Origin of the sequence: Streptomyces hyderabadensis (genome assembly GCF_020404845.1) — a bacterium.
Taxonomy (GTDB): domain Bacteria; phylum Actinomycetota; class Actinomycetes; order Streptomycetales; family Streptomycetaceae; genus Streptomyces; species Streptomyces hyderabadensis.
Window position 1 is genome coordinate 22,814 of record NZ_JAIOJZ010000064.1, and the last position, 12,134, is coordinate 34,947.

13 protein-coding genes are annotated in these 12,134 nt (G+C 72.6%); 8 read left to right on the forward strand and 5 right to left on the reverse strand.

What is annotated here, in order from left to right:
- Window positions 1–22 precede the first annotated feature (22 nt).
- Entirely contained in the window at window positions 23–679 is a 657-nt protein-coding gene (locus K7854_RS32560) for a TetR/AcrR family transcriptional regulator (protein WP_226030156.1), read from the reverse strand.
- A gap of 246 nt (window positions 680–925) precedes the next feature.
- Between K7854_RS32560 and K7854_RS32565 the strand changes: the two genes are divergently transcribed.
- The 4 genes from K7854_RS32565 to hemC all read left to right on the forward strand — a co-directional run bounded on the left by K7854_RS32565 (window position 926) and on the right by hemC (window position 5,383).
- Window positions 926–2,380: an MFS transporter gene (locus K7854_RS32565; protein ID WP_226030157.1), complete on the forward strand. Its 1,455-nt coding sequence runs from the start codon at window positions 926–928 to the stop codon at window positions 2,378–2,380.
- A 96-nt stretch (window positions 2,381–2,476) separates the two neighbouring features.
- Window positions 2,477–3,457 (forward strand): ATP-dependent DNA ligase, encoded by a 981-nt coding sequence (locus K7854_RS32570; protein WP_226030158.1) that lies wholly within the window; start codon window positions 2,477–2,479, stop codon window positions 3,455–3,457.
- Between the two features lie 140 nt (window positions 3,458–3,597).
- The gene (locus tag K7854_RS32575) at window positions 3,598–4,374 is read left to right on the forward strand and encodes an NPP1 family protein (protein ID WP_226030159.1); all 777 of its coding nucleotides are present in this window, start codon (window positions 3,598–3,600) and stop codon (window positions 4,372–4,374) included.
- A 73-nt stretch (window positions 4,375–4,447) separates the two neighbouring features.
- Window positions 4,448–5,383, forward strand: coding sequence for a hydroxymethylbilane synthase (gene hemC, locus K7854_RS32580; RefSeq protein ID WP_226030160.1), 936 nt, complete (start codon window positions 4,448–4,450; stop codon window positions 5,381–5,383).
- A 26-nt stretch (window positions 5,384–5,409) separates the two neighbouring features.
- Here hemC and K7854_RS32585 read toward each other — a convergent pair whose 3' ends face one another.
- Window positions 5,410–5,934, reverse strand: coding sequence for a hypothetical protein (locus K7854_RS32585; RefSeq protein ID WP_226030161.1), 525 nt, complete (start codon window positions 5,932–5,934; stop codon window positions 5,410–5,412).
- A gap of 302 nt (window positions 5,935–6,236) precedes the next feature.
- On the opposite strand from K7854_RS32585, the gene K7854_RS32590 reads away from it, so the two are divergent.
- Window positions 6,237–7,028 (forward strand): SigB/SigF/SigG family RNA polymerase sigma factor, encoded by a 792-nt coding sequence (locus K7854_RS32590; protein WP_226030168.1) that lies wholly within the window; start codon window positions 6,237–6,239, stop codon window positions 7,026–7,028.
- Here K7854_RS32590 and K7854_RS32595 read toward each other — a convergent pair.
- Window positions 6,976–7,311 carry an ANTAR domain-containing protein gene (locus K7854_RS32595; protein ID WP_226030169.1) on the reverse strand — a complete coding sequence of 112 codons (336 nt, stop codon included), beginning with the start codon at window positions 7,309–7,311 and terminating at the stop codon, window positions 6,976–6,978. The two genes, K7854_RS32590 and K7854_RS32595, sit on opposite strands and share 53 nt — an antisense overlap.
- Before the next feature lie 182 nt (window positions 7,312–7,493).
- Here K7854_RS32595 and K7854_RS32600 point away from each other — a divergent pair, with 182 nt between their 5' ends.
- The gene (locus tag K7854_RS32600) at window positions 7,494–8,297 is read left to right on the forward strand and encodes a VOC family protein (protein ID WP_226030162.1); all 804 of its coding nucleotides are present in this window, start codon (window positions 7,494–7,496) and stop codon (window positions 8,295–8,297) included.
- 10 nt (window positions 8,298–8,307) lie between these two features.
- Here the strand turns inward: K7854_RS32600 and glgX are convergent, their stop codons facing one another.
- Window positions 8,308–10,455, reverse strand: a complete 2,148-nt coding sequence (glgX, locus tag K7854_RS32605; RefSeq protein ID WP_226030163.1) for a glycogen debranching protein GlgX — start codon at window positions 10,453–10,455, stop codon at window positions 8,308–8,310.
- A complete protein-coding gene (locus K7854_RS32610) occupies window positions 10,452–10,967 on the reverse strand; it encodes a pep a2 (protein ID WP_226030164.1) in 516 nt (171 codons plus the stop codon). Before K7854_RS32610 ends, glgX begins: the two co-directional genes overlap by 4 nt.
- 292 nt (window positions 10,968–11,259) lie before the next feature.
- On the opposite strand from K7854_RS32610, the gene K7854_RS32615 reads away from it, so the two are divergent.
- Window positions 11,260–11,532, forward strand: a complete 273-nt coding sequence (locus tag K7854_RS32615) for a DUF5133 domain-containing protein (protein WP_226030165.1) — start codon at window positions 11,260–11,262, stop codon at window positions 11,530–11,532.
- A 118-nt stretch (window positions 11,533–11,650) separates the two neighbouring features.
- Window positions 11,651–12,134, forward strand: a 484-nt coding sequence (locus tag K7854_RS32620; protein WP_226030166.1) for a maltotransferase domain-containing protein, incomplete at its 3' end; no start/stop codon positions are given.

The following is a 12,134-nucleotide window of genomic DNA, read 5'->3' on the forward strand; positions in this document are numbered from 1 at the left end:
GCACCCGCTCAACCGGCGCCCGTCACACCCCGCCCCGGGGCGTGACGGGCGCCAGCCACATGCCCACGATCGCGTCGACGAGGCCGTCGGCCGCGTCCTGCCAGCTGGCCCGCGGGGTGGGCCGGTTCTCGGCCAGGGCCCGCTCGCGCTCCTCCGCCGTGTGCACGATGAGGTGACGGGCCATGTCGCCCCGCTCCGCGCGGACCTCGTCCGGCAGGGCCGGCATGCACCGGTTGCGCCCCTCGATGATCGCCCGCAGGGAGACGGACGTCCGGGACTCCTCCGTCATGATCTGCCGCAGCGCCGGGTCGGTCATGACCTGGGCGCAGAACCGCGCGTACCAGGTGGGACTGCCCAGCGCCGCCAGGTGGTCGAACTGCGGACGGACCAGGCAGTCCACCCAGTCACGCAGGTCGGCCGAGTCGCCGAGGGCCGCGAGCTGCCGGGCGCGCAGCTCCTCGACGCGCTCCGAGTGGCGCTGCGCGATCGCCCGGACGAGGTCGGCCTTCGTGCCGAAGTGGTAGCCGACCGCGGCGTTGTTGCCCTGCCCGGCGGCCTCGCTGACCTGGCGGTTGGAGACCGCGTACACCCCGTGCTCGGCGAACAGCCGCTCAGCGGTGGTGAGGATCAGCTGCCGGGTCGCGCTGACCTGTTCCGTCCGGACCGCCCTGCCCGCCATGATCACCACCGCGCCGGGACTTTCTCCGTACCGCCCGCGCCGACCAGTCCCTCGAGTCGTCGCAGGTCCGCCGATGTGCAGGCGGTTCTCACGAAAGCCTACGGCGCGGTGGCGCCGGGTCGCCGCCCGGCCCGGGCGGGCGTCCGCCCGCCACACCCCGTACGATACTTCAAGCGACTGACTTAAAAGGTGCGCGTTCCGGTTTCCCGCACCCGTCGCAGGACTCCTCGCTCGAAAGGCTCTTCCATGCCCGCTTCCCCCGCCTCACCACGGCCGAACGCCGTGGTGGCGGTACTGGCCCTGGCCGGGATCGTCGTCGCGCTGATGCAGACCCTGGTCATCCCGATCATCCCGGAGCTGCCGAAGCTCCTGGACGCATCGGCCTCGGACGCGGCCTGGGCGGTGACCGCCACGCTGCTGGCCTCCGCGGTCGCCACCCCGGTCGTCGGCCGGCTCGGCGACATGTTCGGCAAGCGGCGCATGCTGCTGCTCAGCCTGGTGCTGCTGATCGCCGGTTCCGCGGTCTGCGGACTGAGTGACGCGTTGGTCCCGATGGTCGCCGGACGTGCCCTGCAGGGCCTGTCCGCGGCCGTGATCCCGCTCGGCATCAGCATCATGCGCGACGAGCTGCCGGTCGAGCGGCTGGCCGGTGCCACCGCCGTGATGAGTGCCTCGCTCGGGGTCGGCGGCGCGCTCGGCCTGCCCGCCGCCGCGCTGATCGCGGACAAGCTCGACTGGCACATGCTGTTCTGGCTCTCCGGCGCGCTCGGCGCCGTCTCCCTGGTGCTGGTGCTGACCCTGGTGCCCGAGTCGGCGGTGCGCACCGGCGGCCGCTTCGACCTGCTCGGCGGCGTCGGCATGGCCGCCGGTCTGGCGAGCCTGCTGCTCGCCATCTCCAAGGGCGGCGACTGGGGCTGGGCCTCGGGCACCACCCTCGGCCTGTTCGCGGCGGCCGTGGTGATCCTGCTGGTGTGGGGCTGGTGGGAGCTGCACACCCCGGAGCCGCTGGTGGACCTGCGCACCACCGCCCGCCGCCAGGTGCTCTTCACCAACCTGGCCTCCGTCGCCATCGGCTTCTCGATGTTCGCGATGTCCCTGGTCCTTCCGCAGCTGATGCAGTTGCCCGAGGCCACCGGTTACGGGCTCGGCCGCTCGCTGCTCACCACGGGGCTCGTGATGGCGCCGTCCGGCCTGGTGATGATGGCGTTCGCCCCGGTGTCCGCGAAGGTCTCGAGGTCCCGCGGCCCGAAGGTGACGCTGATGACCGGCGCCCTGATCGTGGCGGCCGGCTACGGTCTGAACATCGTGCTGATGGCCGAGGTCTGGCACCTGGTCCTGGTCTCCTGCGTCATCAGCGCGGGCATCGGCTTCGCCTACGGCGCCATGCCGTCGCTGATCATGGGCGCAGTGCCGCCGAGCGAGACGGCCGCCGCGAACAGCCTCAACACCCTCATGCGATCGCTCGGCACCTCGGTGGCCAGTGCCATCGCCGGTGTGATCCTGGCCCAGCTGACCATCGACCTCGGCGGCTTCGCGCTGCCGTCCGAGAACGCGTTCAAGGTGGTCATGGCCATCGGCGCGGGCGCGGCCCTGCTGGCCTTCGCCCTCGCGTCCTTCATCCCCCGGCACCGTCCGGCCGGACCGGTCGCCGGACCGGCACCCGCCGACGGGGCCGCGACGGAGCCCGCCTCGGTGCGCTGACCGCGACGGCGTCGGCCCCGGGCGGGACCGGCGCCGTTCAGGCGAACCTGGCGGGCAACGCGCGTGACGGCGCCCGGGCGGGTCGAGTACTGACCCGTGGAACTGCCGCTGATCCCCCCGATGCTCGCCACCCCCGGCACCCTGCCGCCCGCCGGGCAGGACGCGCGCTGGGCCTACGAGACCAAGCAGGACGGACAGCGCGTGGTGGTCTACCTGCCGGGCGACGGAAGCGTCCTGCTGCGGGCCCGCTCCGGCCAGGACATCACCGCCGCCTATCCGGAGCTGGCGCCGCTCGCCGCCGCGCTCGGCGACACCGCCGCCGTACTGGACGGCGAGGTGCTGGCCCTGGACGAACACGGCCGCGCCGACTTCCAGTTGCTCCAGTCCCGGATGGGTCTCGCGCACGCCCCCGGCCGGGCCGCGCACCGCGCGGCGCGGGCACCCGTCCACCTGGTCCTGTTCGACGCCCTCCACCTGGCCGGACGCTCCCTGCTGCGGCTGCCCTACACCGGCCGCCGTAAGCGGCTGACGGACCTCGGTCTGCACGGCCCGTCGTGGTCGACCCCGGCCGCGCTGGTCGGCCACGGCGAACAGGCGCTGCGGGCCACCCGCGAACACGGCCTGGAGGGGCTGGTGTGCAAGCGGCTGGACTCGGTGTACGAACCCGGGGTCCGCTCCCGGGCCTGGATCAAGATCCGCAACATGCGCAGCGAGGACGTCGTGGTCGGCGGCTGGCTGCCCGGCAAGGGACGGCTCGGGGGCCTCCCCGGCGCCGTCCTGGTCGGCCAGCGCGCCGCGGGCCGGCTGCGCTACGTCGGCGGGGTCGGCACCGGCTGGAGCGCGGGCGAGCGCACCGAGCTGGCCGCGCTGCTGGCCGCCGCCGCCAGTGACGTCTGCCCCTTCGACCCGGTGCCGCGGGTGCCGGGGGCGCGCTGGGTGGTGCCCCGGCTGGTCGGCGAGGTCCGCTACAGCACCCGCACCCGGGAGGGCATGCTGCGCCAGCCGTCCTGGCTCAGGCTCCGCCCGGACCTGGCGCCCGAGGAGTCGGCCGCGGACCTCCCGGACGACCTGGAGTGAGCGGGTGACACCGGGTCAGGTGTTGGGCTGCCCTTCACCGCGGGGACGCCCGTGCGCCCTTGGCGCGGGAGGGAAAAGAGGGGAACCTGAACTCCCCTTCCCCCCACAGCCGTTGGGCTGCCCAGCCCGAGGAGGCCGCGATGTCCCCGCGTACCGCCGCAATGCCCCGCCGCAGATGGCTCACCGTGCCGCTCGGTGCCCTCGCCCTCGTCGTCGCCTTTCCCACCTCCGCCTTCGCCGCCCCGCCGCCGGGGCTGCCCGGCAACGCCGACAGCCTGGAGCGGGCGTACCAGCCCGCGTTCGACTACGACACCGACGGCTGCTATCCCACCCCGGCCATCGGCGCCGACGGAGCGGTCAACGGCGGGCTGAACCCGACCGGTGCCCTCAACGGCAACTGCCGGGACGCCTCCGACCTGGACAACACCAACGGCTATGCGCGCGCCAAGTGCGACGGCGACTGGTGCGCCTACATGTACGGCCTCTACTTCGAGAAGGACCAGGCCCTGCCCGGCACGAGCCTCGGCGGCCACCGGCACGACTGGGAGCACGTGGTGGTGTGGGTGAAGGACGACGCCGTGCAGTACGTCTCGACGTCCAACCACGGCTCGTTCAGCGTGCACGAGCGCTCCGCCGTCCGCTTCGACGGCACCCATCCGAAGATCGTCTACCACAAGGACGGCATCAGCACCCACTGCTTCCGCCTGGCGACCTCGGGCGACGAGCCGCCGGAGAACCACGAGGCGACCTGGCAGTACCCGACCCTGGTGGGCTGGAACGGCTATCCGGCGGGCCTGCGCGACAAGCTGAGCGCCTACGACTTCGGCAGCGCCAACTTCGGCCTGAAGGACGGCAGCTTCGCCTCCCACCTGGCCGCCGCCAAGCCGGCCGGCATCACCTTCGACCCGAACGCCTGACGCGAGGGGGCGGGCCGGGACCGGTCGGGTGAAGCGTGCGCCCCGGGCGCCCCGGGGGCACTATCGTGTCCGCATGTCCGCCCCCGAACTGATCCGCATCGTCTCCCGCGACTCCCCCATGGCGCTCGCTCAGGTCGAGCGCGTACGGGCCGGGTTGACGGCCCTCCACCCCGGCGTGCGCACCGAGGTCGTACCGGTGAAGACCACCGGTGACAAGTGGCTCGGTGATCTTTCGCAGGTGGAGGGCAAGGGCGCGTTCACCAAGGAGGTCGACGCCGCCCTGCTGTCCGGCGAGGCCGATCTCGCGGTGCACTGCGTCAAGGACGTGCCCGCCGACCGGCCGCTGCCCGCCGGTACGGTGTTCGCCGCGTTCCTGGAGCGGGACGACGTGCGGGACGCGCTGGTCCACCCGGACGGGCTCACCCTGGACGAGCTGCCCGACGGGACGCGCGTCGGCACCTCCTCGGTGCGCCGCGTCGCCCAGCTGGCCGCCACCCACCCGCATCTGCGGTGCGTGCCGTTCCGCGGCAACGCCAACCGGCGGCTGGCCAAGCTCGCCGCGGGCGAGGCGGACGCGCTGCTGCTCGCGGTCTCCGGCCTGGAGCGCATCGGCCGCGGCGACGTGATCAGCGAGGTCCTCTCCCCCGAGACGATGATGCCGCCGATCGGCGCGGGCATCCTCGCCCTGCAGTGCCGGGAGGGCGACAGCGCCCTGATCGACGCGGTGAGCGGCCTCGGCCACCCCGCGACGCACCGGGAGGCGGCGGCGGAGCGGATGTTCCTGCACGTCCTGCAGGGACACTGCAACAGCCCGATCGCCGGGTTCGCCCGGGTGGACCGCGGCGGTGAGCTGTCCCTGCGGGCCTGTGTGTTCACCCCGGACGGCAAGGTCCGGCTGAACGCCCACGAGTGGGCCGGCCGGCTCGACCCGGCGACCCTGGGCACCTCGGTCGCGGTGGCCCTGCTGCGACAGGGCGCCCGGGAGATCATCGACGGCATCGCGCACTAGGGACTGAGGCGCGGCCGTCCGGCGGGTCAGGCGGGGCCGTCCTCCGACTGGCCCCGCAGGAAGGCGCTCACCTGATGGGCGAGCCCTTCGTCCCGCACCGCGCCGCACGGGGTGGCGCCGGCGCCGTCGGGCAGCCCGAGGGCACCGCTCCACAGCCGGCGGTCGGCCCACTCCTCGTCCACCCGCAGCTGCACCTGGACGTCCACCTGGCTCAGGCTCGCCTCCGGCCCGGCCGCGTAGAGCACGGCCGTGGCCCGGCGCAGCGGGTAGACGTCGAAGCCCTCGATGAACTGGGAGTTGCGCCAGTCGAGGAAGGCGCTCTCCCCGTCGGGTCCGATCCGCACGTCGATCTGGCCGTCCTCCAGATGGATGCCGAGGTGCCGCCCGCCCCGGTTCTCGACGGTCACCCGGACCCGGAAGTACGTCAGCCCCTCGGCGGCGTCGTCACGGCCCCGCGGCGGCTCGGCCGGCTCGAGCCGGTGGACGCGGACCCGCAGGCCGGGGTGCTCGTCGTACTCCTGCCAGTCCCCGACCACGTTCGGCTCGTACACGGTGCCCCTCTCGACCTCTCGACGCTGCTTCCTATCCGTACGCTCAGCGCACTGTCAAATGAGCGGAATGCGCTGTGGCCAGGGGCTTCGTCCCTTTTGATCGGTGATCAAGCGTTGCCCAGGGACGATCCGCCGACGCCGGTGGGCGCGATCACCGGGAGCGTGCCGCACATCACGTCCCGCGACCGGGCGGTCGCACCGGTCCCGGTGTGCGGCCGTTCGAGTGGCCGTTCGCGGCATTCGCGCTCAGTATCCATATATACGAGGACTTGCCAGCACCCCTGCTGAGGGAGGTGCGCGTGATGCGTGTCGCCGGCAGAACCCAGCCCCACCCGCACGACGACGCTCCCGACACGGCCGCGGCGTTCGACCGGCTCGCCGGGCTGCCCGAGGGACCGGAGCGGAAGGCGCTGCGGGACGAACTGATCCGGGTCTGGCTGCCCATGGCGGAGCGGATCGCGGTCCGCTTCCGCGGCCGCGGCGAGAACCTGGAGGACCTCTATCAGGTGGCGGCCCTCGGCCTGGTCAAGGCCGTCGACCACTACGACCCCGAGCGCGGCCACGCCTTCGAGGCGTACGCGGTGCCGACCGTGACCGGCGAGATCAAACGGCACTTCCGCGACCACATGTGGACGCTGCACGTGCCGCGCCGCATCCAGGACCTGCGCAACCGGGTCCGCAGGTCGGCGAAGGAGCTGGCGCAGACCACGCCGGGGCGCCCCCCGACCGTCGAGGAGATCGCCGAGCACGCGCAGCTGACCACGGTGGAGGTGCGCACCGGCATGGAGGCCCTGGAGTGCTTCTCGGCCCTGTCGCTGGAGGCGGAGATGCCCGGCACCGACGGGTACGCCCTCGGCGACGCGCTGGGCGGCCCGGACCCGGCCTTCGACGCGGTCGTCGACCGGGTGGCCGTGCGGCCCTGTCTGGAGGCGCTGCCCGAGCGCGAGCGCACCATCCTCTACCTGCGCTTCTTCGGCGGGATGACCCAGAGCCGCATCGCCCAGCAGCTCGGCATCTCCCAGATGCACGTCTCCCGGCTGCTCACCGGCTGCTTCGACCGGATACGCGAGGAGATCCTGACGGAGGCCCGCTGAAGCCCGGCCGGCCGAGGCGGTCCTCCAGGGCGGCCAGGATCTCCGGCGGCATCACTCCGGTGCGCCCCCAGATGAGTACCGTTTCCGCCACATTGCGGAGTTTGATATTCGTATGCTGGGAAACTTCCTTCAGGACGATCCATCCCTCGTCCGGCGTCACCCCGCCGACGGCGATGATCACACCGATCGCCTGGTCGACGACGGCGTGCGAGACGACGGCTTCCTTGAGCTGCCGGACCTGCTCCTGCAGCCGGAAGATCTGGTCCACGTCGCTGGGGGGCATGGTCACCTCCGGGCCTCCATCCTCGTCAGCAGCGCGCCGGCGCGCCACTGGGCCGTCCGGGGCGGGCGGGCCACCGTTTCGGCGCCATGTGCGGGGTACTCGCCAGGCGCCCGCCGCACTCCCGGCCGGACACTGGTGTGGAGCCGGTGGCTGCCGGTGGACGAGACCAGGACGCGACTGCCATGAACCACGACACGACCTCCTCCACCCGCGGGGAGAGCCTCCTGTCCACGCACTCCGTGTACGGGGCCCCCTGCTGGGTGAGTCTCACCAGCCGTGATCTGAAGGCCACCGAGGAGTTCTACTCCGCCGTGCTGGGCTGGCAGTGGCGGCCCGCCCGGCTGGGCGAGCCCTTCCGGATCGCCCTGGCCGACGGGGTGCCGGTCGCCGGGATCGCCGCCGTCGCCGCGATGTGGCAGATGGCCGTGGCGTGGACGCCGTACTTCGCCGTGCGCAGCGCGGACGAGGCCGTGTCGCGGGCGCAGGAGCGCGGCGGCACGGCCGCGGTCGGGCCGATCTCCCTGCCGCCGGGGCGGGCGGCCCTGCTCGCCGACCGGGACGGCGCGACGTTCGGGATCTGGGAGGGCGAGCTGTTCTCGGACTGGGACACCTGGCGCACCAAGCGTCCCGCGTTCATCCGGCTGCACACCCGTGACGCCTTCGACGCCGCGATCTTCTACGGCGAGATCTTCGAGTGGGCCTCGGGGCAGGGCTGCTGCGAGGTCCGGTACGAGGGCGACGAGGTGGTCCTGCGGCACGAGGGCGGGGTCGTGGCCCGCATCGAGTCGGGCGCGCTGGGCGCGGCCCCCGACCCGGCCGTCCGGCCGCACTGGCAGATCCACTTCGCGGTCGAGGACGTCACCGCCTGCGCCCGCACCGCGGAGCGGCACGGCGGCAGCGTCCTGTCCCTGGGCGCGGACGAGGCGGTGCTCCGGGACGCCGACGGCGCGCAGTTCACGGTGACCGCGCGCCGTCTGGGCAGCTGACCTCACCGGCTCACCGGCCGGTGCGGGAGGGCCGAGAGAGCAGCACCAGGCTGCGCTGCTCGACGGACACCACGGTGCCCGCCTTGTGCTCCGCCTCGTCGGGGGTGCCCTCGGGGTCGGCGGTGTCGATCAGGGTCGTCCACCGCTCGCCGTAGGTGGCGTCGGGCAGCCGGAAGCCGCCCGGCTCCCAGTGGCTGTTGAGCAGCAGCAGGAACGAGTCGTCCGTGACCCTCCGGCCGCACGGGTCGGGTTCGGCGATGGCGTCGCCGTTGAGGAAGACGCCGACGGTGTGCGCGTCGGAGCGCCGCCAGTCGTCATCGGTCATTTCCCGTGCGTCCGGACGCAGCCACACCAGGTCGGGCAGCGGCTGGCCGGCGTGGGTGACGGTCTCGCCGCGGAAGTAGCGGCGGCGGCGCAGCACCGGGTGGTCGGCGCGCAGCGCGATCAGGCGCCGGGTGAAGTCCAGCAGCGCGCGCTGTTCCTCGTTCAGCCGCCAGTCGATCCAGGAGATCTCGTTGTCCTGGCAGTAGGCGTTGTTGTTGCCCCGCTGGGTGCGGCCCAGTTCGTCGCCGTGGCAGATCATCGGGATGCCCTGCGAGAGCAGCAGCGTGGCCAGGAAGTTGCGCTGCTGGCGACCGCGCAGCTCCCTCACGGCCGGGTCCCTGGTCTCGCCCTCCGCGCCGCAGTTCCAGGACCGGTTGTGGCTCTCGCCGTCCCGGTTGTCCTCGCCGTTGGCCTCGTTGTGCTTGTCGTTGTACGAGACGAGGTCGCGCAGCGTGAACCCGTCGTGCGCGGTGACGAAGTTGACGCTGGCGCGGGGCCGGCGGCGGCTGTGCTGGTACAGGTCGGAGGAGCCGGTCAGCCGGGAGGCGAACTCGCCGAGCGAGTGGTCCTCCGCACGCCAGAAGTCCCGTACGGCGTCGCGGTACTTGCCGTTCCACTCCGACCACAGCTGCGGGAAGTTGCCCACCTGGTAGCCGCCCTCGCCGACGTCCCAGGGCTCGGCGATCAGCTTGACGCGGCTGATCACCGGGTCCTGCTGGATGAGGTCGAAGAACGCCGACAGCCGGTCCACCTCGTGGAACTGCCGGGCCAGGGTGGCCGCGAGGTCGAAGCGGAACCCGTCGACGTGCATCTCGGTGACCCAGTACCGCAGCGAGTCCATGATGAGCTGGAGCACGTAGGGGTGGCGCATCAGCAGGCTGTTGCCGGTGCCGGTGGTGTCGTAGTAGTGCTGCCAGTCGCCGTCCACCAGGCGGTAGTACGAGGCGTTGTCGATGCCGCGGAAGGAGAGGGTGGGGCCCTTCTCGTTGCCCTCGGCGGTGTGGTTGTAGACCACGTCGAGGATCACTTCGAGGCCGGCCTCGTGCAGCGTCTTGACCATCGACTTGAACTCGCTGACCTGCTGGCCGCGGGTGCCGTGGGCGGCGTAGCCGTTGTGGGGCGCGAAGAAGCCGATGGTGTTGTAGCCCCAGTAGTTGGACAGGCCCCGGTCCCGGAGGTGGCCGTCGTGCACGAACTGGTGCACCGGCATCAGCTCGACGGCGGTCACGCCGAGGGACGTCAGGTGCTCCACCACCGCCGGGTGCGCGAGGCCCGCGTAGGTGCCGCGCAGTTCCTCGGGCACCTCGGGGTGGGTGCGGCTGAGGCCCCGGACGTGGGCCTCGTAGACGACGCTCTCCGAGTACGGGCGCCGGGGCGGGCGGTCGTCGCCCCAGTCGAAGAAGGGGTCGGTGACCACGCCGAGCATGGTGTGCCCGGCGCTGTCGCCCGTGTCGGCCCTGCCCCTGGCCCGCTCGAAGAGGGAGGGGTGGTTGTCCACCTGCCCGTCCACGGCGCGGGTGTACGGGTCGAGGAGCAGCTTCGCCGGGTTGCAGCGGTGCCCGACGGCCGGGGCCCACGGGCCGTGGACCCGGTAGCCGTAGCGCTGGCCCGGACCGACGCCGGGCAGGTAGCAGTGCCAGACGAAGCCGTCCACGTCGGGCAGCGGGATGCTGCTGTGGTTGCCGTCGTCGTCGACGAGCACCAGGTCGACCCGCTCGGCGACCTCGCTGAACAGGGCGAAGTTGGTGCCCTGTCCGTCGTACGACGCCCCCAGGGGGTAGGGGAGCCCGCTCCACACGGGCGCCCCCTTCCAGTTCGGCCTGGCGCGGGTCACCGGGCCTCCTCCAGCACGCCGTCGCCGGTCCGTGCCCAGCCGGCCACCCGGGCCACCGGCATGATCTCGCGCGGCACTTCCAGCCCCTCCTGGGTGATCGGCTCGGGCGACCGCTCCACCAGCGGGACGCGTTCGCCGGCGCGGGCGCGGCGCGAGAACCAGATGACCTTCGCCCCGGTGTCGGTGGCGCAGCAGCCCCAGCCGTCGCTGTTGGCGGCGAGGTGCTGCAGACAGGTGCGCAGGTCCTGGTCGGGCCGGAGCGCGTGGTCGTTGCCCCCCACGGCCGTGATGAGGTGCTGGCGGTTCCACCACATCTCGATCGACGTGTTCTTGTCGCTGGCGTGCTCGTCGATCGCCCGGAGCAGCATCTCGGCGCCGGAGCAGACGGGTTCGACGAGGTTCTCCAGGTTCCAGAACCGGAGGTGAGCGGCCAGGATGCGCCTGACCTGTCCGACCCGTTCCGGGCTCACTTCCACGTCGAGGTGGTAGTAGCAGGGCACTGCGGTCTTCATCGTCGTGGCTCCTCACCGCGAAGGCTCTCGCTCCTCCTCGTCCCTTGGGGGACGGGCTCCCCGATCACGAAGCGTGAGCGCTGATCGCTTCTGAGTCACTCCAGAGTGGGAGCGGTAGTCCATTCGTGCAACACGAGCAGCTCGGAGCCGGGATCCGGGCGGAACGGGCGGCCGAAAAGCAGTTGAAGATCCAACAAGACGGGGCGTCACCACCCGTGCACCATGTGTGAAGAACTCGATCGTCCAGAATCCGATCGTCCGTACCACCGGACCGTCCGGAAGGTGACCGGCCATGCTGCTCCCCGCGAAGAGCGAAGTCGCCCGGCAGCTGCGGCATTACCGCGCCTGGGAACGCTCGATGCTGGCGTCCCCCACGGACGTCACCGTCCGGACCACGTTCGAGGACTCCGGCTACACCCTCTGCGTGCTGATGGGGAAGCGGTGCGCGCGCGAGGCGGCGGACGCCGCCGAGAGGTATCTGCGGACGAACCTGGTCACCCATGCGCAGGAGCCGCCGGAGCGGCTCGCCCCGTCGGGGCACCGGGCCCCCTCGGGCGCGGCCTGACCCGGTCGGCCCGCCCCCGATCGGCCTGCCCCGATCGGTGCAATCCGGTCGGTCCCCTCCGATCGGTCCAATCCAGTCGGCCGGGCGTGCGCCCGGCCTCGAGCACGGCGGAGGTGAGATGCGGATGAGCGCGACCGCGGGGATCGGGCGTATCCCGGTCCGGGACGTCCAGCCGATGGTGGACCACGGCAGGCGTCCGGCGAAGGCGGTGACGGGAGAGTCGTTCGAGGTCTCCGCCACCGTGTTCCGGGAGGGGCACGACGCGGTCGCCGCCAACGTCGTGCTGAAGGACCCCGAGGGCCGGCCGGGTCCCTGGACGCCGATGCGGGAGCTGGCCCCGGGCAGCGACCGCTGGGGCGCCACCGTCACCCCGGACGCACCGGGCGACTGGACGTACCGGGTGGAGGCGTGGAGCGACCCCGTCGCCACCTGGCGGCACACCGCGCGGATCAAGGTACCGGCCGGCATCGACGCCGGGCTCGTCCTGGAGGAGGGCGCCGAGCTGTACCGGCGGGCCGCCGCCGGGGTGCCGAAGGATGCGGGGCGGGCGGTGCTGCTGACCGCCGCGACGACCCTGCTCGACGACACGCTGCCCGTGGCCA

Bases quoted from the DNA above. Each gene is read 5' to 3' on its own strand.
- K7854_RS32560 (WP_226030156.1), bottom strand. From the start codon at position 679: ATGGCGGGCAGGGCGGTCCGGACGGAACAGGTCAGCGCGACCCGGCAG.
- K7854_RS32565 (WP_226030157.1), top strand. From the start codon at position 926: ATGCCCGCTTCCCCCGCCTCACCACGGCCGAACGCCGTGGTGGCGGTA.
- K7854_RS32575 (WP_226030159.1), top strand. From the start codon at position 3,598: ATGTCCCCGCGTACCGCCGCAATGCCCCGCCGCAGATGGCTCACCGTG.
- hemC (WP_226030160.1), top strand. From the start codon at position 4,448: ATGTCCGCCCCCGAACTGATCCGCATCGTCTCCCGCGACTCCCCCATG.
- K7854_RS32590 (WP_226030168.1), top strand. From the start codon at position 6,237: ATGCGTGTCGCCGGCAGAACCCAGCCCCACCCGCACGACGACGCTCCC.
- K7854_RS32595 (WP_226030169.1), bottom strand. From the start codon at position 7,311: ATGCCCCCCAGCGACGTGGACCAGATCTTCCGGCTGCAGGAGCAGGTC.
- K7854_RS32600 (WP_226030162.1), top strand. From the start codon at position 7,494: ATGAACCACGACACGACCTCCTCCACCCGCGGGGAGAGCCTCCTGTCC.
- K7854_RS32610 (WP_226030164.1), bottom strand. From the start codon at position 10,967: ATGAAGACCGCAGTGCCCTGCTACTACCACCTCGACGTGGAAGTGAGC.
- K7854_RS32615 (WP_226030165.1), top strand. From the start codon at position 11,260: ATGCTGCTCCCCGCGAAGAGCGAAGTCGCCCGGCAGCTGCGGCATTAC.